Source organism: Anaeromyxobacter diazotrophicus (genome assembly GCF_013340205.1).
Classification (GTDB): Bacteria; Myxococcota; Myxococcia; order Myxococcales; family Anaeromyxobacteraceae; genus Anaeromyxobacter_A; species Anaeromyxobacter_A diazotrophicus.
This window is the reverse complement of record NZ_BJTG01000016.1, coordinates 24,439-47,860: the sequence shown is the minus strand read 5'-3', so window position 1 is coordinate 47,860 and position 23,422 is coordinate 24,439. Positions and strand designations below refer to the sequence as shown.

The 23,422-nt window shown below is 74.0% G+C and carries 24 protein-coding genes; 13 read left to right on the top strand and 11 right to left on the bottom strand.

Annotated features, from left to right (window positions below; translation table 11 throughout):
• The first annotated feature begins 5 nt into the window (after positions 1-5).
• The gene (locus HWY08_RS21540) at positions 6-329 is read left to right on the top strand and encodes an FKBP-type peptidyl-prolyl cis-trans isomerase (RefSeq protein ID WP_176069154.1); all 324 of its coding nucleotides are present in this window, start codon (positions 6-8) and stop codon (positions 327-329) included.
• On the opposite strand, the gene HWY08_RS21535 is transcribed toward HWY08_RS21540, so the two are convergent.
• The 3 genes from HWY08_RS21535 to HWY08_RS21525 form a co-directional block, all read right to left on the bottom strand.
• Positions 326-994, bottom strand: a complete 669-nt coding sequence (locus HWY08_RS21535; protein WP_176069152.1) for a DUF2231 domain-containing protein — start codon at positions 992-994, stop codon at positions 326-328. The genes HWY08_RS21540 and HWY08_RS21535 overlap by 4 nt on opposite strands.
• A gap of 169 nt (positions 995-1,163) precedes the next feature.
• On the bottom strand, positions 1,164-1,367 hold the full coding sequence (locus HWY08_RS21530) for a cold-shock protein (RefSeq protein WP_176069150.1): 204 nt from the start codon (positions 1,365-1,367) through the stop codon (positions 1,164-1,166).
• 217 nt (positions 1,368-1,584) lie between these two features.
• Positions 1,585-2,754, bottom strand: coding sequence for an NAD(P)H-dependent flavin oxidoreductase (locus HWY08_RS21525; RefSeq protein WP_176069148.1), 1,170 nt, complete (start codon positions 2,752-2,754; stop codon positions 1,585-1,587).
• Between the two features lie 276 nt (positions 2,755-3,030).
• Between HWY08_RS21525 and HWY08_RS21520 the strand changes: the two genes are divergently transcribed.
• From HWY08_RS21520 to HWY08_RS21505, 4 genes are read left to right on the top strand one after another with little or no spacing between them, the layout of a single operon-like run.
• Entirely contained in the window at positions 3,031-3,507 is a 477-nt protein-coding gene (locus tag HWY08_RS21520; protein ID WP_176069145.1) for a type 2 periplasmic-binding domain-containing protein, read from the top strand.
• 7 nt (positions 3,508-3,514) lie between these two features.
• On the top strand, positions 3,515-5,101 hold the full coding sequence (locus HWY08_RS22115) for a methyl-accepting chemotaxis protein (RefSeq protein ID WP_176069143.1): 1,587 nt from the start codon (positions 3,515-3,517) through the stop codon (positions 5,099-5,101).
• 2 nt (positions 5,102-5,103) lie between these two features.
• A complete protein-coding gene (locus HWY08_RS21510) occupies positions 5,104-6,201 on the top strand; it encodes a porin family protein (protein WP_176069141.1) in 1,098 nt (365 codons plus the stop codon).
• Positions 6,202-6,255: 54 nt separating this feature from the next.
• Entirely contained in the window at positions 6,256-6,999 is a 744-nt protein-coding gene (locus HWY08_RS21505; RefSeq protein ID WP_176069139.1) for a lysophospholipid acyltransferase family protein, read from the top strand.
• Positions 7,000-7,011: 12 nt separating this feature from the next.
• On the opposite strand, the gene HWY08_RS21500 is transcribed toward HWY08_RS21505, so the two are convergent.
• Positions 7,012-8,214, bottom strand: coding sequence for a 3-phosphoglycerate dehydrogenase family protein (locus HWY08_RS21500; RefSeq protein WP_176069137.1), 1,203 nt, complete (start codon positions 8,212-8,214; stop codon positions 7,012-7,014).
• A gap of 179 nt (positions 8,215-8,393) precedes the next feature.
• On the opposite strand from HWY08_RS21500, the gene HWY08_RS21495 reads away from it, so the two are divergent.
• The 5 genes from HWY08_RS21495 (at position 8,394) to yhbY (ending at position 14,380) form a co-directional block, all read left to right on the top strand.
• Positions 8,394-9,926, top strand: coding sequence for an acetyl-CoA carboxylase biotin carboxylase subunit (locus HWY08_RS21495; RefSeq protein WP_176069134.1), 1,533 nt, complete (start codon positions 8,394-8,396; stop codon positions 9,924-9,926).
• The gene (locus HWY08_RS21490; protein WP_176069132.1) at positions 9,923-10,435 is read left to right on the top strand and encodes an acyl-CoA carboxylase biotin carboxyl carrier protein subunit; all 513 of its coding nucleotides are present in this window, start codon (positions 9,923-9,925) and stop codon (positions 10,433-10,435) included. The genes HWY08_RS21495 and HWY08_RS21490 overlap by 4 nt, the downstream gene beginning before the upstream one ends.
• A 74-nt stretch (positions 10,436-10,509) precedes the next feature.
• A complete protein-coding gene (locus HWY08_RS21485) occupies positions 10,510-12,153 on the top strand; it encodes an acyl-CoA mutase large subunit family protein (RefSeq protein ID WP_176069130.1) in 1,644 nt (547 codons plus the stop codon).
• 101 nt (positions 12,154-12,254) lie between these two features.
• Positions 12,255-13,946, top strand: coding sequence for a J domain-containing protein (locus tag HWY08_RS21480; protein ID WP_176069129.1), 1,692 nt, complete (start codon positions 12,255-12,257; stop codon positions 13,944-13,946).
• Positions 13,947-13,951: 5 nt separating this feature from the next.
• On the top strand, positions 13,952-14,380 hold the full coding sequence (gene yhbY / locus HWY08_RS21475; protein ID WP_235969748.1) for a ribosome assembly RNA-binding protein YhbY: 429 nt from the start codon (positions 13,952-13,954) through the stop codon (positions 14,378-14,380).
• Positions 14,381-14,414: 34 nt separating this feature from the next.
• Here the strand turns inward: yhbY and HWY08_RS21470 are convergent, their stop codons facing one another.
• Positions 14,415-14,684, bottom strand: coding sequence for a hypothetical protein (locus HWY08_RS21470; protein WP_176069127.1), 270 nt, complete (start codon positions 14,682-14,684; stop codon positions 14,415-14,417).
• 94 nt (positions 14,685-14,778) lie between these two features.
• Here HWY08_RS21470 and HWY08_RS21465 point away from each other — a divergent pair, with 94 nt between their 5' ends.
• Positions 14,779-15,417 (top strand): putative metallopeptidase, encoded by a 639-nt coding sequence (locus HWY08_RS21465; protein WP_176069125.1) that lies wholly within the window; start codon positions 14,779-14,781, stop codon positions 15,415-15,417.
• Between the two features lie 9 nt (positions 15,418-15,426).
• On the opposite strand, the gene HWY08_RS21460 is transcribed toward HWY08_RS21465, so the two are convergent.
• A complete protein-coding gene (locus HWY08_RS21460; RefSeq protein ID WP_176069123.1) occupies positions 15,427-16,014 on the bottom strand; it encodes a fumarate hydratase C-terminal domain-containing protein in 588 nt (195 codons plus the stop codon).
• 156 nt (positions 16,015-16,170) lie between these two features.
• On the opposite strand from HWY08_RS21460, the gene HWY08_RS21455 reads away from it, so the two are divergent.
• Positions 16,171-17,100 carry an RluA family pseudouridine synthase gene (locus HWY08_RS21455; protein WP_176069121.1) on the top strand — a complete coding sequence of 310 codons (930 nt, stop codon included), beginning with the start codon at positions 16,171-16,173 and terminating at the stop codon, positions 17,098-17,100.
• Between the two features lie 15 nt (positions 17,101-17,115).
• Here HWY08_RS21455 and HWY08_RS21450 read toward each other — a convergent pair whose 3' ends face one another.
• From HWY08_RS21450 to HWY08_RS21430, 5 genes are all read right to left on the bottom strand, one after another.
• Positions 17,116-17,586 (bottom strand): ExbD/TolR family protein, encoded by a 471-nt coding sequence (locus HWY08_RS21450; protein WP_176069119.1) that lies wholly within the window; start codon positions 17,584-17,586, stop codon positions 17,116-17,118.
• Between the two features lie 2 nt (positions 17,587-17,588).
• Entirely contained in the window at positions 17,589-18,005 is a 417-nt protein-coding gene (locus tag HWY08_RS21445; RefSeq protein WP_235969747.1) for an ExbD/TolR family protein, read from the bottom strand.
• 39 nt (positions 18,006-18,044) lie between these two features.
• Positions 18,045-18,812: a MotA/TolQ/ExbB proton channel family protein gene (locus HWY08_RS21440; RefSeq protein ID WP_176069115.1), complete on the bottom strand. Its 768-nt coding sequence runs from the start codon at positions 18,810-18,812 to the stop codon at positions 18,045-18,047.
• Between the two features lie 211 nt (positions 18,813-19,023).
• A complete protein-coding gene (locus HWY08_RS21435) occupies positions 19,024-20,814 on the bottom strand; it encodes a TonB-dependent receptor (RefSeq protein ID WP_176069113.1) in 1,791 nt (596 codons plus the stop codon).
• Positions 20,811-22,121 (bottom strand): TonB-dependent receptor plug domain-containing protein, encoded by a 1,311-nt coding sequence (locus HWY08_RS21430; RefSeq protein WP_176069110.1) that lies wholly within the window; start codon positions 22,119-22,121, stop codon positions 20,811-20,813. Before HWY08_RS21430 ends, HWY08_RS21435 begins: the two co-directional genes overlap by 4 nt.
• A 541-nt stretch (positions 22,122-22,662) precedes the next feature.
• On the opposite strand from HWY08_RS21430, the gene HWY08_RS21425 reads away from it, so the two are divergent.
• A complete protein-coding gene (locus HWY08_RS21425) occupies positions 22,663-23,391 on the top strand; it encodes an energy transducer TonB (RefSeq protein ID WP_176069108.1) in 729 nt (242 codons plus the stop codon).
• The last annotated feature ends 31 nt before the right edge of the window (positions 23,392-23,422 follow it).

Here is a 23,422-nt window from a genome sequence, read left to right as displayed (position 1 = left end):
GACGAATGGCAAAGCCGAAGATCGAGGACCTGGTGAAGGGCAAGGGGCCGGAGGCCGTGCGCGGCAAGACGGTCGAGGTGCACTACACGGGCTGGCTCACCGACGGGAAGCAGTTCGACTCGTCGGTCGGAGGGGCGCCCTTCTCCTTCCGCCTCGGCGCGGGCGAGGTGATCGAGGGCTGGGACCGCGGCGTGGCCGGGATGAAGGTGGGCGGCAAGCGCAAGCTGACGCTGCCGCCCGAGCTCGGCTACGGCGCGGCGGGCGCGCCGCCGGAGATCCCGGGCGGCGCGACCCTCGTCTTCGAGGTGGAGCTGCTCGGGGTCTTCTAGCCGATCGGCCGGAGCTGCGAATCCCAGGCGCCGCCGCCGGGCGGCGGCACGAGCGGGCGATCGGGCTGCGTGGCCGCGCCGGCGGCGAGCGGCTCCTTGCGGAGGGCGGCGCGTCCGCCGCGCCGCAGCAGCCAGGCGAGCCCGCGACCGGCGTCGGCGAGCATCCGGCCCGGCGCCGCCCAGGAGCGCAGGGGCGGCGTCGCGGGGCGGGCGCCGTTGGCCGCGGCCGCGGGCTGCGCCTTCACGCCCACGCCGTGCGTGTACACGAGCTCGCCGCCGAGCCAGGCGGTGTAGACGGCCGCCGCGACCGCCGCCGCCCCCATGGTGGCTGAGGTCGCGGTGACGCGGTGGGTGGAGCGCCACGAGGCGAGGCCCGCGCCGGCCAGCAGGACGCCGAGGTTGCCCGCGCCGTGCAGCCACATCGCGTCGCGCGCCCGCGGATCGTCGGCGCGCACCTCCTGCGAGGCGGCCATCCCCGCCACGCCGGCCAGGGCGGCCGCGCCGACGCCCGCCCACCACATCGTGCGCCCGACGCGGTCGAGCGCGAGCCGCCGCAGCCGGCCGCGCGAGGTGGCGGCCAGCGCGTCGGTGAGCGCGGCGCCCGGCAGGAGCGCCAGCGGCAGGTGGATGAGGCTCGGGTGAAGCTCGTGGAGCTGCATCGGCATCGCGCCCTCCTCGCCGCGCGAGGGAGCGCGGCCGTGAGGAGAGGACGATGGGGGCCGGGCGGCGGAACTTCAACACGGCCGGGGCGGCGCGCGCCGTGGGCTCCTGCGCCCGGACATGCGAAAGCCCGGCCCCTCGTCGAGGGACCGGGCTCTCGAAGACGAGCAGCCCTTAGCCCTTGCGGACGTTGGCCGCCTGGAGGCCCTTGGGGCCCTTGACGACGTCGAACTCGACCTTCTGACCTTCCGCGAGGCTGCGGAAACCATCCATCTGGATGGCCGTGTGGTGGCAGAACACGTCCTCACCCCCGTTGTCCTGGGTGATGAAGCCGAAGCCCTTCGCGTCGTTGAACCACTTCACAGTACCAGTCGCCATTCGGTGTGACTTTCTTCGCTCGAGAGCCCCATTGCGCTCGGTCAACCCTGTGCGGTTGGGTAGACAAAGACGATCTATTCAAAAAGCCGATCGAAAGTCGAGCGCGGAGTATCACCGCAAGTAGAGCCGTGCCGTCCGCTTCCCGACGGGGGGCGACGACGCGGCGCGGCGTGACGGGTCGTGACGGTGGGTCACCGTCGCGCCGCCCCGCCGGGGCTCAGGACAGGGCGGCGGCAGCCGGCGCCTCGGCCCAGTCGGCCGCCGCCACGCGCGACTCCAGCAGCTCCATGATCTCCAGCACCGTCGGGAGCTTGCCCGCGTCGGTCTCCGGGAGCCGGGTCACGCTCTGGCCCGTGTAGAACAGGCCGTTCTCCATGTCGCCCTTCAGCGCCGCGAGCAGGAGCGCGTCGGTGATGCAGAAGCTCTCCTGGAAGTTCGTCGCCCGGCAGATGCAGAGGTCGGTGGCGAGGCACTCGACGCAGGCCTTGCGGCGGCCGTGGTAGCCCTCCTTGCCGTACGCCCAGGCCTTCGACCGCGGCGGGAACGCCTTCCCGGCCGCCAGCGCCTCGGTGAACTTGTTGCGCACGGCGCGCGCCTTCATGCCCTTCACCGTGCTCGTGATGAGCACGACGTCGTCGTCGCGCTTGCCGAGGTGCATCTGCTTGAAGTTCGGGTGCGCGTCGCCGTCGGCGCAGGCGAGGAAGCGCGTCGCGAGCTGCGCGCCCGCGGCGCCGGCCGCGAAGAGCGAGGGCAGGTCGTCGGCGTCGATGCCGCCGGCGGCGATCACCGGCAGGGAGGTGCTCGCCACCACCTCGGCGAGGAGCGCCGGCAGCGGGTGGCCGACGTCGCCGATGTGCCCGCCCGCCTCCGCGCCCTCGGCCACGAGGAACTCGGCCCCCCACTTCTCGTACATCTTGGCGAGCCGCCCGGACGAGACGATGCCGGCGAACGGGATGCCCGCCTCGCGGCAGGTGCGCACCACGTCGCGCGAGATGCCCGCGCCCTGCACCACGAACGAGACGCCCTCCTCGAAGGCGATCCGCAGGCAGGTGTCGAACTCCTGCCGGTTGATCGCGGCCATGAGGTTCATGCCGACGAAGCCGGACGGAGCGTCGGCGCGGGCGCGCCGGATCTCGCTCCGCAGGTGCGCCTCGCTCTTCACCACCGCCGAGATGGTCCCCACGCCGACGAGGCGCGGGCCGCGCCAGGCCGCCACCTTGCCCGAGAGGCCGTCGGAGGCGTGGATGCCCATCGCGCCCTGTACGAGCAGCCGCTTCCCGGAGCGGATGACCTCCTCGATGGCGCCGCGGTCGAGGCGAGGGGCGCGGCGGCGCACGTCCTCGAGCGAGGTGACGGCGGAGGCGGGGGCGGTCTCGACGCAGTCCATGACTTCTCCGGGGGTCCAGCGAGAGCGGGCCCCACCGTACCGGCCGCCTGTCACCGCGGCGTCATGGGGCCGGTATTCCGGGGGATCTGCCGAAACGTGCGACCGGGCCGCGCCGGGCGACCCACGGTGCCGGCGAACCCGCCGGGTCGGGTGTCCGGCGCGGGCTTCCGGGCGCGGCGGGCGCGGATCCGGGCGGCGCGGCGCTGACCCCCAGGGGTGGTACGGCGCTCGCAGCTAGGACGCGTGGCGTCAGGCTGCCGCCCGCCGCGAGCCCACATGCGTCCCTCCGCACGCACTCCCCGTCTCCCGCGCCGGCGCCTCACCCTGGCCCTCGGCCTCGCGCTCGCGTCGGCCGCGCTCGGCGGCCCGGCGCCGGCGCGCGCGGAGCCCGCGCGCTTCAAGGTGGTGATCCACGAGGACTGCCCGGTGACGGAGCTGTCCCGGGAGCAGCTCTCGCGCCTCTTCCTGGGCAAGGCCGCGGAGTGGCCCGACGGGACGCGGGCGGACCCGGTCGACCAGCGGGAGGGCAGCGCGGCGCGGGAGGCCTTCACGCACGCGGTGCACCGGCGGTCGGTCTCGGCGGTGAAGCTGCAGTGGCAGCACGCCATCTTCTCGGGGCGCGGTGTGCCGCCGCGCGAGGTGAGCGGCGACGCCGCGGTGCTGGAGCACGTCCGCACCCACCCCGGCGCGGTCGGCTACGTCTCCGCCTCGGCGGACGTCCAGGGCGCCCGCGTCCTTTCGGTGAAGGAGTGAGGGCGCGGTGACCGGCCTCGGGTTCAAGCAGAAGGTGCTCCTCCTCCCGGCGGTCGCCACGGCGACGCTGCTGGTGATGGGCGCGACCGACCTGGCCCTGGGCGCGCGCGCCATCACCCTGCTCCAGGAGCTCGAGACGGAGCGCGTGCCCATCGTCACCTCGAGCCGCGATCTGCAGGAGCAGCTCGAGCGGCTCCAGCGCGCGCTCCAGGACGCGGTCGCGGCGGAGGACCTCGAGGCGATCGCCGAGACGGCGAAGCTCCGCGACGCCTTCCTGGCGCGCGCCGCCGAGGCCGCCTCCGGCGACGACCGGTCGCCGCCGCGCGCGGTGAGCGCCGAGTTCAGGGCCTACTACGCCCACGCCCGGGCCGCGGCCGAGCAGCTCGTCGCGCGCCGGACGGCGCCGCAGGTGCTGGAGGAGACGGTGGCGCGCTACCGCGCCCTGCGGGACGAGCTGGCGGCGCGCACCGCCGCCGATCGCCGGCGGCTCGCCGAGGGGTTCCAGGAGGTGCGCCGGCTGCAGCGGCTCCGGGCCTTCGTCATGGGGGGGCTCACGCTGGCGGCGGTCGCCTTCCTGGCCTGGCTGGCGGCCTGGGTCGGGCGCAGCGTGGCGCGGCCGGTCCTGGAGCTGGCGCGCGCGGCCCAGCGGGTGGCCGCCGGCGACCTCTCGCACGGCCTCGGGGTGCACCCCCAGGACGAGCTCGGGGAGCTCGCCCGCTCCTTCGAGGTGATGGTCGAGAAGCTGCGGGTGGTGCCGGCCTCGCTGCTCGGCTCGGTGGAGGAGCTCTCCGCGGCGGTGGGGGCCGTGGCGAGCGCCTCGGGCACCCAGGGCGCGCTGCTGGAGAAGCAGCAGGCCGGGCTCGCCCGCTCCAGGACCACCGCCGAGCGCATCCACCGGGAGTCGGAGGAGACCTCGCGGCGCGCCGAGGCGGTGCTGAAGATGGCGGGCCAGGTGGAGGCGTTCGGCGACGCGGCCCAGCTCGCGGCGCGCGACACCCTGACCGGCCTCTCGGACATCGGCGAGGAGGTGCGCGCCATGACCGACGGCATCGGGCGGCTGACGGCGCACACCCAGCTCGTCCGCGAGCTGGTGCTGGCGATGAAGCGGCTCGGCGCCGAGGCGACCGAGCTGGCGCTCTCGGTCTCGGTGGAGGCGGCGCGCGCCGGCGCCTCCGAGGGCCCGCTGAGCGGCTCCGCCCGGCAGCTGCACGAGGTCGCGGCGCGCCTGGTCCAGGCGAGCGGCCGGGTCACGAAGGCGCTCGGCGAGGTGGACGCGGTGGTGGCCAGCGTGGGCGCGCTCTCGGACGGCCACAAGCGGCGGATGGAGAAGGGCCTCGAGCAGATCCGCACCTCGGGCGAGAGCCTGCGCGAGATCACCGCCGTGGTGCAGAAGAGCGGCCGCGCCGCCCGGGCCATCGTCGCCAGCGTGACGGAGCAGGGCCAGGCGATCGCCGAGATCACGAAGGACGTGGTCGAGATCGATCGGGCCATGGGCGAGGCCTTGCGCAGCAAGCGGAGCGCGGAGCGCGCCGCCGAGTCGCTCAAGCGCGCGACCAACAGCATCGCGGGCGTGGTCCAGTCCTTCCGGGTGTGAACATGCGCACGCGCCTCCTCCTCGCCCTCGCCGCCGCGTCGCTGCTCCTCGCGGCGCCCTCGCGCGCGCCGGCGCTCGGCGCCGAGCAGGTGTCGGTGAACGGCTTCGGCGCCTGGACGGCCGGCTACACCGACCGGAACCCGTACCAGACCGGCGCGGTGGGCGGGCGCTGGGACGACGCGTCCTTCGCGCTGGCGGTGGCGGCCCAGCCCGGAGAGCGGCTCTCGGTGGCGGCGCAGCTCTTCTTCACCAGCCGCGAGGGCACCCAGGCCGCCGCGCTCGACTGGGCCTTCGCGACCTGGCGCTTCTCCGACGCGCTGTCGCTCCGGGTCGGCCGGGTGAAGGAGCCGTTCGGCATCTACGGCGAGATCCTGGACGTCGGCATCCTCCGGCCGTTCCAGTCGCTCCCCTCCGCCGTGTACGGGCCGGGCGACTTCATGGGCGAGAGCTACCTCGGCGCCGGCCTGACCGGCAGCGCGCTGCTCGGCGGCGGGTGGGCGCTCGGGTACGACCTGTTCCTCGGCGAGCTGCTGGTGCGCGAGTCTCTCGTCCCGCTGGTCGCCACCGGCCGCGAGCAGCCGCCGCCCGGCGCGCCGATCGTGGAGGACGAGTCGCACGGTCGCCAGCTCGGCGGGCGGCTCGTGCTCTCCACGCCGCTCGAGGGGCTCTCGTTACGCGCCACCGGCGCCGGGGACGGCAAGGGGATCGTGGTCGGCGGCCCGTCCGTGGAGTACCTGACGGACGCCTGGAGCGTCCGCGCCGAGGGGTTCTACCAGCAGGATCCCCGCGAGGGCGTCCGCGCCTGGGCGGGCTACGTCGAGGTCGCGCGCCGGCTCGGGCCGCACTGGCAGCTCGCGGCGCGGCTGGACGGCTCGCGCACGTGGGTCACCGGGTACGCGGGCGACTCGCCGGCGCTGCGGCACCGCGACCTCGCCGCCGGCGTGAACTACTGGTTCTCGCCCGACCTCGTGGTCCGCGCCGCGCTGCACGACGTGGACGGGAACCGCTTCGCGGCGCCGGAGGCCCCCGCCGACGTCGCGGCGGGCCTGGCGAGCCGCCACACCCGGCTCCTCGAGGCGGGCGCGCAGTTCGCCTTCTGAGGGCGCCCCCAGGCCGCGCTTGCGGCGGGCCGACCCTCACTCCACAATGCGCGCGTGATCCGCGCGTTCAGCCTGGTCTACTGGGTGTTCGTGGTGGCGACGATGCCGGTGTTCTTCGCCGGCGCGCTGCTCGTCTTCCTCGCCACCGTCGCCTTCGACCGCCGGCGCGTCGCGCTCCACCTCTACTCCTGCTTCTGGGCCTCGTTCTACATCTACGCCAACCCGCTCTGGCGGGTGCGGTTCGAGGGGCGCGAGCGCCTGCCGTGGCACGGCCCGGCGGTGATCGTGGCGAACCACCTGTCGCTGGTGGACATCCTGGTGCTGTACGGGCTCTACCGACCGTTCAAGTGGGTGTCGAAGGCCGAGCTGTTCCGCGTGCCGGTGGTGGGCTGGAACATGGTCATCAACGACTACGTCCGGCTCACGCGCGGCGACCGCGAGTCCATCCGCGCCATGATGGAGCACTGCCGCGCCCACCTCGCCCGCGGCGCGCCGGTGCTCATCTTCCCGGAGGGCACGCGCTCGCAGGACGGGCGGCTGCAGGCGTTCAAGGACGGCGCGTTCCGGCTGGCCCACGAGGCGAAGGTGCCCCTCATCCCGGTCGTCATCCAGGGGACGCACGAGACGGTGCCCAAGCACGGCCTCGTGCTGCGGCAGCGCATGCGCGGCCGGGTGAAGGTGCTCGCCCCCCTCGACCCGGCCGCCTTCCCCGACGTGCTCTCCCTCAAGCAGGCGGCGCGCGAGGCGATCGCCCGCGAGCTGGGGGAGGCCGAGGCGCCCGCGTCCGCCCCGGCCTAGCGCGCGCCCGCTTCACGCCACGTCGAAGACCTCGGCGAAGATGATCTCGTCCCGCCGGGCGCGGATCCGCTCCAGCACCTCGGCCGGCGGGCGCTCGTCGAGCTCGATCACGCAGCAGGCGGCGGCCGCCTCCTGGAAGACGGTGTTCTCCACCTGCTGGGCGTTGATGCCCGCCTCGCGCACCGCGGTGAGCACGTTCGCGAGCACCCCCACCTTGTCGAGGTGGCGCACCACCAGCCGGCAGCGGGCGGGCGTGCGGTCGAGGACGTTGACGCAGTTCGGCACCTCGCCCTTCCCAACGAACGAGGCGAGGATGCGCACCGTCTCCTGGGCGATGGCGTCCTGCGCCTGGTCGGTGGAGGCGCCGATGTGGTGCGTGCCGTAGAAGCCCGGCAGCTCGGCCATGGGCGGGCGGAACTCGGCGCGCCCGCCCTCCGGCTCGCCCGGGTGGACGTCGGCGGCGGCGCGGAGCCGGCCGGCGCGCGTCAGCTCCTCGAGCGCCGCCTGGTCCACCACCTCCGCGCGCGCCGTGTTGACGACGAGCGCGCCCGGGCGGAGCGCCTCGAGCACCTCGCGCGACACCAGCCCGCGCGTCTCCTTCTTGAGCGGCAGGTGGACGGAGAGGACGTCCACCCGGCGCGCCAGCTCGAGCGGGCTGGGCGCGGCCACGACGCCCAGCGCCTCCGCCCGCTCGGCGTCGAGCGAGCGCGACCAGGCGTGCACGCGCATCCCCAGGCCGGCCGCCCGGGCGGCCGTCTCCCGGCCGATCGCGCCGAGGCCGAGCACCCCGAAGGTGCGCCCGTAGAGCCCGCGCGCCACCGAGAAGGCCTTCTTGTCCCAGCGTCCCTCGCGCAGCGCCTGGACGTTGTCGGGGATGCGCCGGTCGAGCGCGAGCGCGAGCCCGATCGCGAGCTCGGCCACCGCGATGGCGTTCTGGCCCGGGCAGTTCGCGACGTAGACGCCCCGCCGCGAGGCGGCGGCCACGTCGATGGTGTTCGTGCCGGCGCCCGCGCGGACCACGAGCGACAGCGCCTCCGCCTGCTCGAACACCTGCGCGGTCACCTGCTTCGAGCGGACGATCAGGATCGAGGCGTCGCCGACGGCGGCCGGGAGGTCCTGCGCCTTGAGCTCGGGCCGGTGGTCGACCTGGAGCCCGAGCGCGGCGAGGTCGGCGAGGCGCTCCTTAGGGAAGGCGTCCGCGATGAGGACCTTCATGGGACCTCCTGCTGATGGGGGAAGAGCGCCGGGGAGCATAGGGAGGGGGCGCGAGCGGCGGCAACGTTCCTTGCGAGGGGTGGCCAAACGACGCGCGGCGGCGCGCCGGCGGAGCGTTGGTCCTTTACGGCCCCGGGGGTGCGCCGCTATCGTCACGGGTCCTACACCGCGAGGGCTCGATGTCCGGAGGCAGGCGGATCCGCAAGATCCTGGTGGCGAACCGCGGGGAGATCGCGGTCCGCGTCATCCGCACCTGCCGCGAGATGGGCATCGCCACCGTCGCCGTCTACTCCGACGCCGATCGCGGCGCGCTGCACGTGCGCTTCGCGGACGAGGCGGTCCACCTCGGCCCGCCGCCCGCGGCCGAGAGCTACCTCGCGGTGGACAAGATCGTGGCCGCGGCCCGGCGCACCGGCGCCGACGCCGTCCACCCCGGCTACGGCTTCCTCTCCGAGAAGGCGGAGCTCCCGCGCGCCCTGCAGGCGGCGAAGATCGGCTTCGTGGGCCCGCCCCCGGAGTCGATGGACGCCATGGGGGTGAAGACCACCGCCCGGCGCCACATGCAGGCGGCTGGCGTCCCCACCGTCCCCGGCTCGCCCGATCCCATCGCGGACGAGGCGGAGGCGCGCGCCTTCGCCGGCCAGCTCGGCTACCCGGTCATGATCAAGGCCGCCGCCGGCGGGGGCGGGAAGGGCATGAAGCGGTGCGACCGGGCCGAGGACTTCCCCGCCCTGTGGCAGTCGGCCAGGCGCGAGGCGGCGGGCGCGTTCGGCGACGACCGGATGTACCTGGAGAAGTTCCTGGATCGGCCGCGGCACGTCGAGATCCAGATCTTCGCCGACGAGCACGGCGGCTGCGTGTGGCTCGGCGAGCGCGAGTGCTCGGTGCAGCGCCGGCACCAGAAGATCGTGGAGGAGAGCCCCTCGTGCGTCCTCGACGACGCGCTGCGGCGCGCCATGGGCGAGGTGGCGGTCAAGGCGGCGCGGGCGGTCGGCTACCGGGGCGCCGGCACGGTCGAGTTCCTCGTGGACGCGGGGAGGAGCTTCTACTTCCTCGAGATGAACACCCGGCTCCAGGTGGAGCACCCGGTGACGGAGCTCTGCACCGGGCTCGACCTGGTGCGGCTGCAGATCGAGGTGGCCGAGGGCGGCCGCGTGCCGGCCCAGGACGAGATCGTCCGGCGCGGGCACGCCATCGAGGCGCGCGTCTACGCCGAGGATCCGGCCCGGAACTTCCTCCCCAGCCCCGGCCGCATCAGCTACCTGCGCGTCCCGAGCGGCCCCGGCATCCGCGACGACGGCGGCGTCTACGGCGGGTGGGTGGTGCCGCAGTTCTACGACCCGATGATCTCGAAGCTGCTCGCCTGGGCCCCCACCCGCGAGCAGGCGCTGGCGCGGCTGGCGCGCGCGCTCGACGAGTACACGGTGCACGGCATCACCGTGAACCTCCGCTACCTGCGCGCGGTGCTCGAGCACCCCGCCTTCCGCGCCGGCGACTACGACACCGGCTTCTGCCAGACCTACGCGAAGGAGCTGCTCGTCCGGCCCGACCCGCGGTACGAGACGGTCGCCCTCCTGGCGGCGGCGGTGGCCGCCCACCGGCGCGACCACGACGCGCGCGCCGCCTTCGGCGAGCGGTCCGGGGGCGACCCGGCGCGCTCCAACTGGCTGCGGCTGGGCCGGCTGCGGGCGCTGCGGGGGGCTGCGCGATGAGCACCTACGTGGCGCTCCTCGACGGCGGGCGGCGCGAGGAGACGGTCGAGGTCGAGCCCGACGGCCCGGGGCTGTACCGGGTCCGCCTGGGCGGGCAGAGCTACCGCGTCGACGCCTTCCGCCACGACTACGGGACGGTGAGCCTCCTCGTCGACGGCGCCAGCTACTCGGCGCAGCTCGACCAGGGCGCCACGGCGGTGAAGGTGTGGATCCGCGGCGACGCCTACCCGCTCGAGATCCTGGACGAGCGCCGGCTCCGCATGCGGCGCGCGGCCGGGAAGTTCACGGTCGAGGGGCGCCAGACGCTCGCCTCGCCCATGCCGGGCAAGGTGGTGAAGGTGCTCGCCCGCGCGGGCGACGAGGTGCGGGAAGGGCAGGGCCTCGTGGTGATCGAGGCGATGAAGATGGAGAACGAGCTCAGGAGCCCCAAGGCCGGGAAGCTGGTCGAGCTCGCCGCCGTCGAGGGGCAGGCCGTCGAGAGCGGCGCCACGCTCGCGGTGATCGAGTAGGAACTGCAGCGCACGGAGCGTCTCGTCCCCGGCCCGCGTCCGCGCGCCGGGACATGAAAGAGGGCAGCGTACCCATGACCGACAAGCGCAAGTGGCTCGAGACGACCTTCGGCAAGGCGGTGAAGAAGGCGCCCGAGCGGCGGCCGGCCTTCGAGACCACCTCGGGGATCCGGCTCGACCCCGTCTACGCGGCGGGCGACGTCCGGGAGGGCGTCGACGAGCGGCTCGGCCTGCCCGGCGAGTACCCCTTCACCCGCGGCGTGCAGAGCACGATGTACCGCGGCCGCTTCTGGACCATGCGCCAGTACGCCGGCTTCGGCACGGCCGAGGAGTCGAACAAGCGCTACCGGTACCTCCTCGCCTCCGGCCAGACCGGCCTCTCGGTGGCGTTCGACCTGCCGACGCAGATGGGCCGCGACTCCGACCACCCCCGCGCGCGCGGCGAGGTGGGCAAGGTGGGCGTCGCCATCGACTCGGTCCGCGACATGGCCACCCTGCTCGACGGGATCCCGCTCGGCCAGGTCTCGACCTCGATGACCATCAACGCGACCGGCGGCATCCTGCTCGCGCTCTACCAGGCCATCGGCGAGCAGCAGGGCGTCGCGCCCGCCGAGCTGCAGGGCACCATCCAGAACGACATCCTGAAGGAGTACGCGGCGCGTGGGACGTACATCTACCCGCCCGAGCCGTCGATCCGGTTCATCACCGACATCTTCGCGTACACGGCGAAGGTGATGCCGAAGTGGAACCCGATCTCGATCTCCGGCTACCACATCCGCGAGGCGGGCTCGACGGCGGTGCAGGAGGTGGCCTTCACGCTGGCCGACGGCATCGCCTACGTCGAGGCGGCGGTGCGCGCCGGCCTCGACGTCGACGCCTTCGCCGGCCGGCTCAGCTTCTTCTTCAACGCCCACAACAACCTGCTGGAGGAGGTGGCGAAGTTCCGGGCCGCCCGGCGGCTGTGGGCGCGGATCATGAAGGAGCGCTTCAAGGCGAAGGACCCGCGCTCGATGATGCTGCGCTTCCACACCCAGACCGCCGGCTCGGCGCTCACCGCCCAGCAGCCGGACAACAACATCGTGCGCGTCACGCTGCAGGCGCTGGCGGCGGTGCTGGGCGGGACGCAGTCGCTCCACACCAACTCGCGCGACGAGGCGCTCGGGCTGCCCACCGAGGCCTCGGTGCGGGTGGCGCTGCGCACGCAGCAGATCATCGCCAACGAGTCGGGCGTGGCCGACGTCATCGACCCGCTCGGCGGGTCGTGGGCCGTCGAGGCGCTCACCGACGAGATCGAGGGCCGCGCCCAGCAGTACCTGACCCGCATCGACGAGATGGGCGGGATGGTGCAGGCCATCTCGAAGGGCTACGTGCAGCGCGAGATCCAGGAGGCGGCCTACGCCTGGCAGCGGCGGGTGGAGGCGAAGGAGGAGCTCGTCGTGGGCGTGAACGCCTTCAAGTCGGAGGACCCGCCGGTGCCGGTGCTCAAGGTGGACCCGGCGCTGGAGGTGGCCCAGGCGGCGCGGGTGCAGGCGCTCCGGCGCGAGCGCGACCAGGGGGCGGCGCAGGCGGCGGTGGACGCGGTGCGGCGCGCCGCGCGCGGCACCGACAACCTGATGCCCGTCATCGTGGCGGCGGTGAAGGCCCAGGCCACCCTGGGCGAGATCTCGGACGCCCTGCGCGACGTCTTCGGCGAGTACCGCGAGAACGTGGTGCTGTAGGCGGCGGGGCGCGGCGCGGCGACATCGGCGCCGCGCCGTTCCGCCGCGCCGGCGCGCGCCCGCGGGGCCGGACGCGTCCAGCGCCGTGGTAACCTCGGGGCGTGAGCGCAGACACGGGATCAGGGGGGCCCCCCAGGCTGGAGCGGGTCAAGCCCGGCGCGAGCCACGGCCTCGCCGCGCGCGAGGTGACCGCCGCGGCCGCGTTCGCCGCCGGCCTGGGCTGGGACGGTCCGCTCTCCGAGAACCGGCCGCTCCACCTGTACTACCTCGCCGCCGCGGCGCAGGCGCAGGGCAAGCTGGAGCTCGCGACCGAGCGGGCGCGCTTCACCCTCCACTTCAAGCGCGGCGCCGTCGAGCACGCCTCGTCCGACGCGCCCGAGGACGACCTCGGCCGCCACCTGGTGGCGAAGGGCGTGGTCTCCCCGGAGGCGCTGGCGCGGGGCGAGGGGGCGCGCGCGGCGTCCGGCGGCGACCTCGTGACCGCGCTCTCGAGCCTCGGGCTCATGAACCCCGCCGAGAGCTTCCGCGCGCTGCAGGAGCACGGCGGCGCGGTGCTGGCGCGCGCCCTCGCCGCCGAGAAGGGCACCGCGCGGTTCACGCCCAAGGTCCCGCCGCCGCCCTCGTCGTTCCCGCTCGGCTCGCGCTGGGGCCTCCTGTGCGAGGCGGTGCGGCGCCTCGACGGCCTCGCGGTGCGCAAGCTCCTCGGCCCGCGCGCCGAGCGGCTCGCCTCGCGCGCCGGCGGGCGCGTCGAGGTGGCCGAGCTCAAGCTCACCGCGGTGGAGGCGCGCGTCTCCGCGCTCTTCGACGGCCGGAGCAGCCCGGCCCAGCTCGCGGCGGCGCACCCGGCCGAGGGCGAGGTGCTGCTGCGCGTGGCGCTCCTCTTCGCGGAGACGGAGCTGCTCCAGTTCGGGGCGGCGGCGCCGGGCCCGGCTGCGAGCGCCGCGACCGCGACCGCGAAGGCGACCACGACCGGGACGGCGACCGCGACCGCGGCGAGCCCGACTCCGACCCCGATCCCGGCCCGCACCCCGGCGCCGGTCCGGCCGCCGACGCCGGTCCCGCGACCGCCGCCGCAGGCCGCCAAGCCCGCGGCGCCCGCGAAGCCCGCGGCGCCGAAGCCGCCGACCGACGCGGCGGCCCTGCAGGAGCTGCACGACCGGATCGCGAAGGCCGATCACTTCGAGGCGCTCGGCGTGAAGCGCGACGCCCCCGCGGCGCAGGTGAAGGCCGCCTACTTCCAGCTGGCGCGCGTCTACCACCCCGACGCCGGCGCGCCCGGCGAGCCGGAGACCGTGAAGAAGCTGCGGGCGGACGTCTTCGCCCGGCTGGGCGAGGCGTGGGGCGTCCTCTCCGACGAGGCGCGCCGCGCCGAGTACCTGCAGCAGCTCGCCTCGGGCGGCGCCGCCGACGTGGACGTCTCCGCCATCTTCAAGGCCGAGGAGCTGTTCCAGCGCGCCACCGTCCTCGTGAGGACGCGCCAGTACGAGGCCGCCCTCGAGGCGCTGGCCGAGGCGATGAAGCTCAACCCCGAGGAGCCGGAGTTCGGCGTGTGGAAGGCCTGGGCGGAGTTCCTCACCGCGGCCGACCGCAAGCGCCAGCAGTCCGCCAGCGCCGCGGTCATGGAGGCGGCCCTCAAGAAGGTGCCGCGCTGCATGGCGGCCTACCTCTTCCTCGGGCAGATGGCGAAGGTCGTGGGTGACCTCGCGCTGGCCGAGAAGCACCTCAAGCGCGGGCTCGCGCTCGACCCGGCGCACGCCGACCTCGCGCGCGAGCTCAAGTACCTGCGAAAGTGAACCCCGTGCCCGCACCCCAGAACCCCAAGAAGAAGGCGCTCATGCCGAGCGGGCCCCTGCGCCGGTCGCTCCGCGCCGCCGGCCACCACCTCACCGCCATCGTCCAGGTGGGGAAGGAGGGCGCCACCGAGGCCGTGACGCGCCAGCTCGACCAGGCGCTCCTCGACCACGAGCTCGTCAAGGTGAAGGTCGGCACCGAGAGCCCGGAGGACCGGTTCGAGGCCGCCGAGCGGCTCGCCGCCGGCGCGCAGGCGCAGCTGGCCCAGATCCTCGGGCGCACGCTGCTGCTCTACCGGAAGCACCCCAGGAAGCCGAAGTTCGAGCCGGGGCCGGCGGAGGACGCGCGCGGCGCGGCTCCCGAGCCGCGCTCCGCCGGGCGGGCGCCGGCGCGCAAGCGCACGGTCCGTAAAGGGAGCTTCCGCAAGGGAAGGTGACCCCGCGGCCCCTCGGCCCTGCCGGGGGCCGCTCCTAGTGAACCGTACGCGGCCCGTGCCCCGGCTCGGAGGCGGCCGGCTCCTCGGGGCGCGCCTGGGCGCGGAGCGCTGGCGCGCTGCCGCCGACGCGGCCGCTGCCGGCGGAGCCCTGCTCCAGGGTGGCGAGGCGCGCCGTCAGCTCGCGCAGGCGCCCCCGCAGCGCCCTCAGCTCGATCTCGGCCTCGCGGCGGGCCCACCAGGCGCCGGCCGCAGCGGCCCCGGCCAGGGCCAGGATCGCGACCGCGCTGACGAGCGCCGTGAGCATCGAGATCCCATGCTAGCGACCCGCGCGCGACCCGTAAAGCGGGCGCGGCCCCGCGGCGCTTGTGCCGGGCGCCCGCCGGCGGTAACGGTGCCTGGTGCCCTTGCGGCCGAACATGACGCTGGCGGTGAAGCGGCTCATCCGCGACCTCGCAGGGCGGCTGCCGGAGCTGGCGCACGTGGAGGCCTCGCGGGTGCTGGTGGTGGCCGGCGAGGCGCGGGGCTCGTCGCGCGCCACCATCCGCGGGGGCCAGCTGGGCCCGCCCCGGGCGGGGGGCAAGCGGCGCTTCCTGCGGCTGCGCGGGCGCGACCTCCGGTACGTCATCACGCTGCGTCCGCTCTGGTTCCTCGCCTCGACCGCCGAGGAGCGGGTGGCGACGCTCCTGCACGAGCTCTACCACGCGTCGATCCGGTTCGACGGCTCGCTCCACCGGGAGCGCCGCCACGCGCGGCTGCCGCGGGCGCGCTACGACCGGCACGTGCAGGAGCTGCTGCGGCGCTACCTGGCCGCCGCCCCGCCGGAGCTCGTCGCGCCCTTCTCCGGCGAGGGCGTGGTGAAGATCCGCATGTGGCTGCGGGGGCCGCGCGCCGGCCGCGTGCGCGGCGCCGGCCGGGACGCCGGCCCGCTCCTCTTCCACGGCTACATGCCGCTGCGCACCCGGGCGCCGCGCGAGGCGGAGCCCGAGGCGCGGCCCCGGCGGCGCCGGCGCGGGCGGGACGAGGAGGAGGGCGAGTAGCGAGGAGGCTCAGGCGATCGCGTTGCGGTCGTGCTGGCCCTGGGCGCGGCGGGTGCCGCCGAGCGCGTGCAGGCTCTGGCCGTGCGCGTCCATCGTCACCACCGCCGGGAGGTCCTCCACCTCCAGGCACCAGACGGCCTCGGCCGGCCCCAGCTCCGCGAGCAGGTGGACGGCCTCGACCCGGACCATGGTCCGCGCCAGCGCCACCGCGAGCCCGGGCGCGGCGTGCAGGTACGCTCCGCCGTGGAGCGCGAGCGCCGCCAGGGTCCGGACGCCCAGCCCGCCCTTGCCCAGGAAGCCCCGCAGCCCGTAGCGCGCCAGGAGCTCCGCGGCGTAGGGCTCCTCGCGCAGGGACCTGGCCGGCGCCGCGGCGCGCACCCGCCAGCGGCGGTCCGGGTCGCGCGCCACGAGCGGCGCGCAATGGAAGAGGAGGGCCCCCTTGGAGAAGGCGCGGATCTCCGGGTGGTCCCGCTCCAGCAGACGGCGCCGCGCCGCCGCGCGGCCGGTGACGATGCGGCCGCGGACGAGCACCTCGTCGCGGACGCGCAGCTCCCTCGCCTGCTCCCCGTCCATCGGCAGCGTCACGATCCTGGGCATCCGCCGCGCCTCCCCCGCCAGATCCAAAAGCTGGTGACGACGCGCCGCGGCGGCACCCCGCGCCCTCCTCCGTCCTCCTTGCCAGCGGGCGAGGTGGCGGCCTATGGGTCGCATCCGCGCGGGAGCCCCCACGGCTCTCCCCGCCGAGGAACCTGAATGGCCCACCGCGAGCTCCGCCTGCCCCTCACCGCCCACGGCCGACTCGACCGCGCGCTCGCCGACGCCCTGGGGGTGGGGCGCGCCGCCGTCAAGCAGGCGTTCGCGCTGGGGGAGGTGCGGGTGCGGGGCCGCCGGGCGCGCGCCTCGGACCCGGCCGAGCCGGGCGCGCCCGTCGCGCTCGACCTCGAGCTGTCCGGCGGCCCCATCGCGCCCGACCTCGACCTGCCGCTGCGCGTCCTCGCCGAGGGGCCGGATTGGCTGGTGGCGGACAAGCCGGCGGGCGTCGCGACCCATCCGCTGCGCGAGGGCGAGACCGGCACGCTGGCGAGCGCGGTGGTGGCGCGCTACCCCGAGTGCGCCGCGGCGTCGCCCGACCCGCGCGACGGCGGCGCGCTCCAGCGGCTGGACCTCGAGACGAGCGGGTGCGTGCTCTTCGCGCGCGCCCCCGCCGCCTGGGAGGTGCTGCGCGCACAGCTCGCCGCCCGGACCGTGGAGAAGGTGTACCTGGCGCTCGCCGCGGGGCGGGTGGCCTCGGGCGGCGTGTGCTCCGTCCCGCTCGCGGCGCGCACCGGGCGCGTGGTGGCGGTGCCCGACCTCGAGCGGCCGCCCCGCTCCACCGGCGCGCCGCGCCCGGCCGAGACCCGCTTCGAGGTCCGGCGCGCCTTCGCGCAGCACACGCTGCTCGAGGTGCGGATCGTCACCGGGGTCATGCACCAGATCCGCGCCCACCTCGCCTACCTGGGCCATCCGGTCGCCGGGGACGAGCTCTACGGCGGCGCGGCGGCGGCGCTCCCGGGCCTCGGGCGGCACTTCCTGCACGCCGCGGTGCTCGGCTTCGAGCGGCCGGAGGGGGGGAGGGTGAGGGTGGAGAGCCCGCTCCCGCCGGAGCTGGAGCGGGTGCTCGGGACCCTCGGCGCGGGGGGATGACCGCGGGCGCCGCGGCTACTGGGCGGGCGCCGCGGGCGCCGCTTCCGGCCCCGGGGCGGCGCCGGGGCCCGACGGCGCGTCGGTCATCATGCCGATGGTGTTCACGCCGGCCTGGTGGGCGAGGTCGAGCACCTTCACCGCCAGGTCGTACTTCACCGGGTCCTCGGCGTTGAAGAAGAGGACCTTCGACGGGCGGCCGTTGTAGGCGTCGTGCAGGTACAGCATCGCCTCGTCGATCGACTTGTCCTGGCGGTTCAGCAGCACCCGGCCGTCGGCCTTGAGCGTGAGCACCGTCTGGTCGGGGGGGACCTGGTCCGGCGGGATCACCTGGTTCGGCGGCTCGTACTCCGGCACGCGCGTGAACATCTGCTTCTCGGCCAGCGGCGTCATCACCATGAAGATGATGAGCAGCACGAGGACGACGTCGATGAGCGGGGTGACGTTGATGTCCGTGACGGGACGCTTCGTCCCGAGTCCCATCGCCATGGCTACTCGGCCTCCCCGGTCTTGATCTGCGAGGCGGCCAGCGAGACGCCGACCACGCGCGTCTTGGAGACCTCGAGGATGACCTCGCGCACCGTGCGGTAGTCGACGCTCTTGTCGCCCTTGAGGATGATCGGCGCCCCCGGGCGGACGGCCATCTCGGCCACCAGCGCGTCGGAGAGCTCCTTCCGCTTCACCTCCACCTTGTCGAGCCAGGTGCGCCCGTCGCCGGTGAGGGAGAGGAGGATGGGGTCGCCGCCGTGCTTCAGCTCCGAGACCATCTTGGCGCGGGGGAGCTGCACCGGCTTCCCGCGCTGGAGCATGGGCGTGATGACCATGAAGATGATGAGCAGCACCAGCACCACGTCGACGAGCGGCGTGACGTTGATGTCGCTCTTGACGCTCTTGCCACCGACGTCCATCGACATTGCGTCTTCTCGGTTCCCGCCGTCGGGACGGCGCTACTTCGCCGCCGTGGTGGGCTCGCTGCGCCCTTCCTTCATGAAGTAGTCGACGAGCTCGTTCGCCGAGTCGTTGATGTCGACCTGCATGTCCTCGACCCGGTTCGTCAGGTAGTTGAACATCATGACGGCGGGGATGGCGACGAGCAGGCCGAAGGCGGTGGTGACGAGCGCCTCGGCGATGCCGGCCGAGACCGACCCGAGGCCGCCGGAGCCGGTGGCCGCCATCGCCTGGAAGGCGGTGATGATGCCGGCCACCGTCCCGAGCAGCCCGACGAAGGGCGCGGTCGAGCCGACGGTGGCGAGGGCGCCCAGGCCGCGGCGCAGGTCGGCCACGGTGCGCATCGAGCTGCGGTCGATGGCGCGGTTCACGGCCGCGATCACGTCGAAGTCGCCCACGTCCTCGGGGCCGCGGGTGCGGATGGCCTTCACGCCGCGCTCGTACTCCTCGATGGCGAGGCCGAGCACCTTCGACAGGTGGCCGCGCTTGAGCTTCTTCGAGAGCGCCACCGCGTCGGAGTACTTGCGGGTCGGCAGGAGGGCGCGCAGCTGCTCCGCGTACTGCCGCGAGGCGGCGCTGGCGCGCGCGTAGGTGACGAGCCGCTCGGCCATGACGCCCAGCGAGTAGATGCTCATGATGCCGAGCACGCACGCGATGAACTTCGCGAAGAACCCCATCGTGTGCCACATCGACACGAGGTCGAAGGACATGGCCGGCTCGGCGCTGACCACGAGCTGGTTGAGGGCGGATACGAGCTGAGGCGACATCGAGGAGATCTCCTTGGTAGACGGCTGACCGCTCGAGAGCGCCCTTTACTAGCGCAAGGGGCGCTCGGACGCCAGAGCCGTTGAAACGCGACACGGCTCGGAAGATTGGGCCTCAAAACGGCGCCGGGCCGGTCGGGCGTCGGAGCGCCCGGCCGGCCCGGCGAGGTGACCGGCGGGCGGGGCGAAGACGCCCCACCCGCCGCGTGGCGCGCTAGAGCCGCTGCCCCAGGCGCACGTAGAAGAACCGGCCCATGTAGTCGTACGCCGTCGGGTCGGAGTTCGGGGTCAGCGCGCCGTAGATGGTGCGCGGCGCCGCGTCGAACAGGTTGTTCACGCCGACGGCGAGCGAGGTGGTGCCGGCCGTCGACTTGAACCCGTAGCTCAGGAAGGCGTCGACCGTGGCGTAGGCGCCGACGTCGCGCTCCATGTGGAGCGGGTTGTCGTAGCAGACGCCGCCGGTGGAGGTGCCGTCGGTGGCGGCGCACTGCTTGATGTTGCCGATGTAGTGCAGCGTGCCGCCGGCGCCGAAGCCGCCGAGGCCCCACACCACGCTCGCGATGCCCTTGAACGTCGGGTAGACGCCCTGGAGGCCGTTGTTGAGCTGGCCGATGTCGTAGTTGCCGCGGCCGTGGATGATCGTGCCGTCCGGCTGGATCACGTCGTAGTACTGCAGGAAGTTGCCGTCCACGCCGAAGCCGAAGCGGCCGTACTCCTCGGTGGGGATGCTGTACCGCGCCGAGATGTCGACGCCGGCCGTCTTCGTGCCGCCGACGTTCACGTTGAGGTCGCTGATGCGGTCGATGAAGCCCGAGGCGTCACGGGTGACGAGGGCGCAGGCCGCCGGGTTCGAGTTGCCGGCCGACGGGTAGCACTGGCTGAGGATGAAGCCGGCGCCCTGGGCCGAAATCGCGTTGGTGATATCGATGTGGTAGTAGTCCACGGTGAAGGACAGGTTCTTCACCATGCTCGGCTCGATGACGGCGCCGAAGGTGTAGGTCTTCGCCGTCTCGGGCTTGAGCTTCGGATTACCGCCGTTCTGGCTCCGCAGCTGGGTGTCGGTCTGGCCGCTGCCCGCCGGGTTCGAGACGCCGTTCGCCGCGCAGGCCTTCTTGAGGTCCGCCGAGGCGTTGCTCAGGTCGGAGCACGGGTCGCTGATGGTCGGGAAGTTGTCGTACGCCCCGGCGAACAGCTCGGCGATGGTCGGCGCGCGGTACGCGGTGGAGTACGTGCCGCGGAAGGTGATGTCGCTCACCGGCGTGTAGCGGGCGCCGAGCTTGTAGGTCCAGTCCGTCCCGAACGTGTTGTAGTCGAAGATGCGGGCGGACGCGGTGGCCTCGAGGTTCTCGACGCCCGGCACGTGGTTGATGATCGGGATCGAGAGCTCGGCGTACACCTCGTTCGTGAAGAAGTGACCGGTGGTCGCCGAGCGGTTGTTGCCCGAGGACTCACCCGAGGCGGTGAGCGGGTCCGGCGTGTCGGAGCCCTGCTCGAAGCGGTACTCGTACCCGACGGCGAGGGCGAGCGGCCGGTCGGCGAGCAGCGTCACGGGGAGCTCGCCGGCCGTGTTGAGCTGGACGGAGGTGAGCTGGTTCTCGATGGAGCCGACGCCGGAGAAGGAGAGGTACTTCGCCATCGCGGGGGTCATCGAGCCCGAGCCGCCGAAGAGGTTCAGCGGGACGCAGGCGGCGTCGCCGGTGGCGCACGAGACCTTCGTGACCTTGCCGGTGACCGGGTCGACGGTCTGGGTGGTCGGGCCGACGGCGGCCTGCAGGCGCGACTTCCAGATGTTGCCGGTGTTGACGTTGGTCCAGTCGGTGCGGCCGTAGATGAGGGCGGCATCCCAGGACCAGCCGAACGGCAGGATGCCGTTGAGGCCGCCCACCACGCGGAACGTGTCCGCGTGCTCGCTCTGGCGGCGCGGGCCGAACTCGGTGAGGCGGCGGGTGACCTGGGTGAGGTCCTGGCCGAACGGGTTGTAGTAGTTGTCCTTCGAGACCGTCACGCCGAGGCGCCGGCGCCGATGATGAGCGGCTCCTCGGCGAGCTGGTAGGCCGAGCTGCGGTTCGTGTACGAGCCCTCGAAGAACGCCTTCACCGGCACCGTGTCGCTGAGCTTCAGCTCACCGGCCGAGAAGAGGTTGACGCGCCGGTTCGGGGTGACGTCGTAGTTCGTGCGCTGGAAGTTGTAGAGGTCCTTGGCCGAGCTGAACGGGCGGAAGCAGCTCGCCTTCGGCTTCACCGTCGGGTCGTTCGAGACCGCGCAGCCGGGCAGCGTGGGGTCGTAGGTGTACGAGCTGCCCGGGCCGGTGGTGCCCGGCAGGTTCGGCGTGAGGACGCGGCCGTTCGGCACGCGCGAGCTGCCGAGCTCGGTGACGTTGCCGTTCCAGTCGTAGTCGAGCTGGTGCGTGCTCCACGGGCGATCCGGCGCCATGACCTGCTGCGCGTCGTAGAAGCCGCCCGAGAACATGAACGAGCCGTTCTCGCTGGAGGTGCCGGCGGTGACGTTGAGGTCGACGGTGTTGCCGTCGCCGCGGCTGGAGATGCCCTCGAAGGCGTTGAACTCCATGCCGTTGAAGGAGCGGCGGGTGATGATGTTCACCACGCCCGAGATGGCGTCCGAGCCGTACACGGACGAGGCGCCGTCCTTCAGCACCTCGATGCGCTCGACGGCCGCGATCGGGATGGTGTTGATGTCGACGCCGTTGCCGGTGTCGGCGCCGGTGCCGGCCGCCACCATGCGGCGCCCGTTGAGGAGCACCAGGGTGCGGGTGTTGCCGAGGCCGCGGAGGTCGACGCGGGTAGCGCCCGAGCCGCCGTTGTTCACCTGGGTGTTGAGCGCGTTCGCCTGCTCGGGGAGGCTCTGCAGGAAGTCGCCCAGCGACACCTTGCCGGACGCCTGGATCTGCTCCTTGCTGAGCACCGCGACCGGGGCGGGGGTGGTGAGGTCCTTGCGGCGGATGCGGGAGCCGGTGACCACGATCTCCTCGCCGAACTGCTTGCCCGCGCGCTTGCCGGCGCCGGGGGCCGCCACCGTCTCCTCGGCGGGCGAGGGCTGCACCACCTCGGCCGCCGGGGGCTGGGCGGCCTCACCGGGCTGGTTGCTGGGGGCGACCTGCGACGGCGGGACCGCCGGGGCCGGGGTCGGGGCGTTCGGCTCGATCGTGCCGGAGCTGGGGGGGCTGGCCGGGGTGCTCGGGGACGACGGCGCGGGCGCCGCCTGGTTCGGGTCCTGGGCGAAGGCAGCCCCGGAGGTTCCCACCAGCGCGCCAGCGGCGACGGCCGCCGCCATGAGTTTGCGTCTCAGCGACATTGCGCCTCCTCAGTAGTTGATACTCGCCTGACAATCACGGTGGAGCGGCTCATGCGTCCCGAGCGCGCTGCATGTTCTGACTCGATCCCGACACATTACCGCAAAGATCGGCGTTTCTAGGCGCGCGGGTAGGCGAATGTCAAGAAAGAGAGTGCCGCCAAAGGGCGTGGCGCGGCGACCGATTGCGCAGTGCCGGGAGCGGACCTGTTCAATCCATTGCGCCACTTCGAGCTTTGGCGCGCAAATTCGCGGGGTTGCGATGCCGGGGCGGGCGCGCCCCGCCCGCGCGGCCCCAGGCGGTCCCGCTTGGGCCGACCGCAGCAACCGGTTGCTTCACGCGAGGTCACCCCACGATCAAGGGACAGCGCGGGGACGCGGCGCCTCCCGCCTGCTCTCCCGAGGGCGGGGCCGCCGGCGCCGCGGGAGGGGCGGTCCAGGGTGGGGTCGGGCGGCTGTCGGCGAGAGTTGACAATCCGAACCCCCGGGTACTAGAGAGCCCACTTCGCACGCTGATTTCGGCGTCAACCGGGACGAGACCTCCGTGTTCGATGAAGTGACGAAGAGGGAAGGCGGCAAGCGGGCCGCGAAGCGCGGGATCTGGATCCTCGGCTCGTCCGCGGCCCAGACGGCGCTGGTGGTGGGGCTCATCGCGGTCTCCACCGCGCTCGCGAAGAAGGCGGCCGACGACAAGCTCGTCGAGGTCAAGTTCGTGAAGCAGGCGCCCGCCGCCCGGCCCGCGCCGCCGCCGCCGCCCCCCGCCCCCAAGCGGAAGGTCGTCCAGCAGCAGAAGCCCAAGGTGGACGCGAAGCCCCGCCCGGCGATGGTGCAGCCGAAGGAGATGCCGCAGGAGCTGAAGCCGCCCGATCCCAACGAGCCGCCCGAGGAGGACACGGGCAGCGACGAGGGCGAGGACGGCGGCGTGGTCGGCGGCGTGGTGGGCGGCGTGACCGGGGGCGCCCCGGCGGCGCCGGTCGCGAAGGCGCCCGTGGAGTTCAACGCCACCATGACGCCGCCGCAGGTGCTGGCCGGGCCGCCGCTCGAGTACACGCAGCAGGCGCTCGAGCGCGAGGTGGAGGGCACCATGCTGGTGAAGTGCATCGTCCGCGTCGACGGCACGGTGCACGACTGCCGCGTCCTGAAGAGCGTGCCGTTCATGGACCGGGCGGTGGTGAGCGTGCTGGAGCGGCGCCGCTACAAGCCGGCCACCCAGGGCGGCCAGGCGCTCGACGTCGACTACGTCTTCACGATCAAGCTCAAGCTGCCACAGTGACCGCCCGCGCGTCGCGGGCGGCTGGGGAGGG

Bases quoted from the DNA above. Each gene is read 5' to 3' on its own strand.
- HWY08_RS21510 (WP_176069141.1), top strand. From the start codon at position 5,104: ATGCGCACGCGCCTCCTCCTCGCCCTCGCCGCCGCGTCGCTGCTCCTC.
- HWY08_RS21485 (WP_176069130.1), top strand. From the start codon at position 10,510: ATGACCGACAAGCGCAAGTGGCTCGAGACGACCTTCGGCAAGGCGGTG.
- HWY08_RS21520 (WP_176069145.1), top strand. From the start codon at position 3,031: ATGCGTCCCTCCGCACGCACTCCCCGTCTCCCGCGCCGGCGCCTCACC.
- HWY08_RS21500 (WP_176069137.1), bottom strand. From the start codon at position 8,214: ATGAAGGTCCTCATCGCGGACGCCTTCCCTAAGGAGCGCCTCGCCGAC.
- HWY08_RS21540 (WP_176069154.1), top strand. From the start codon at position 6: ATGGCAAAGCCGAAGATCGAGGACCTGGTGAAGGGCAAGGGGCCGGAG.
- HWY08_RS21535 (WP_176069152.1), bottom strand. From the start codon at position 994: ATGCCGATGCAGCTCCACGAGCTTCACCCGAGCCTCATCCACCTGCCG.
- HWY08_RS21530 (WP_176069150.1), bottom strand. From the start codon at position 1,367: ATGGCGACTGGTACTGTGAAGTGGTTCAACGACGCGAAGGGCTTCGGC.
- HWY08_RS21450 (WP_176069119.1), bottom strand. From the start codon at position 17,586: ATGGCGATGGGACTCGGGACGAAGCGTCCCGTCACGGACATCAACGTC.
- HWY08_RS21490 (WP_176069132.1), top strand. From the start codon at position 9,923: ATGAGCACCTACGTGGCGCTCCTCGACGGCGGGCGGCGCGAGGAGACG.
- HWY08_RS21430 (WP_176069110.1), bottom strand. From the start codon at position 22,121: ATGTCGCTGAGACGCAAACTCATGGCGGCGGCCGTCGCCGCTGGCGCG.
- HWY08_RS21470 (WP_176069127.1), bottom strand. From the start codon at position 14,684: ATGCTCACGGCGCTCGTCAGCGCGGTCGCGATCCTGGCCCTGGCCGGG.
- HWY08_RS21440 (WP_176069115.1), bottom strand. From the start codon at position 18,812: ATGTCGCCTCAGCTCGTATCCGCCCTCAACCAGCTCGTGGTCAGCGCC.
- HWY08_RS21445 (WP_235969747.1), bottom strand. From the start codon at position 18,005: ATGGACGTCGGTGGCAAGAGCGTCAAGAGCGACATCAACGTCACGCCG.
- HWY08_RS21460 (WP_176069123.1), bottom strand. From the start codon at position 16,014: ATGCCCAGGATCGTGACGCTGCCGATGGACGGGGAGCAGGCGAGGGAG.
- HWY08_RS21495 (WP_176069134.1), top strand. From the start codon at position 8,394: ATGTCCGGAGGCAGGCGGATCCGCAAGATCCTGGTGGCGAACCGCGGG.
- HWY08_RS21455 (WP_176069121.1), top strand. From the start codon at position 16,171: ATGGCCCACCGCGAGCTCCGCCTGCCCCTCACCGCCCACGGCCGACTC.
- HWY08_RS21525 (WP_176069148.1), bottom strand. From the start codon at position 2,754: ATGGACTGCGTCGAGACCGCCCCCGCCTCCGCCGTCACCTCGCTCGAG.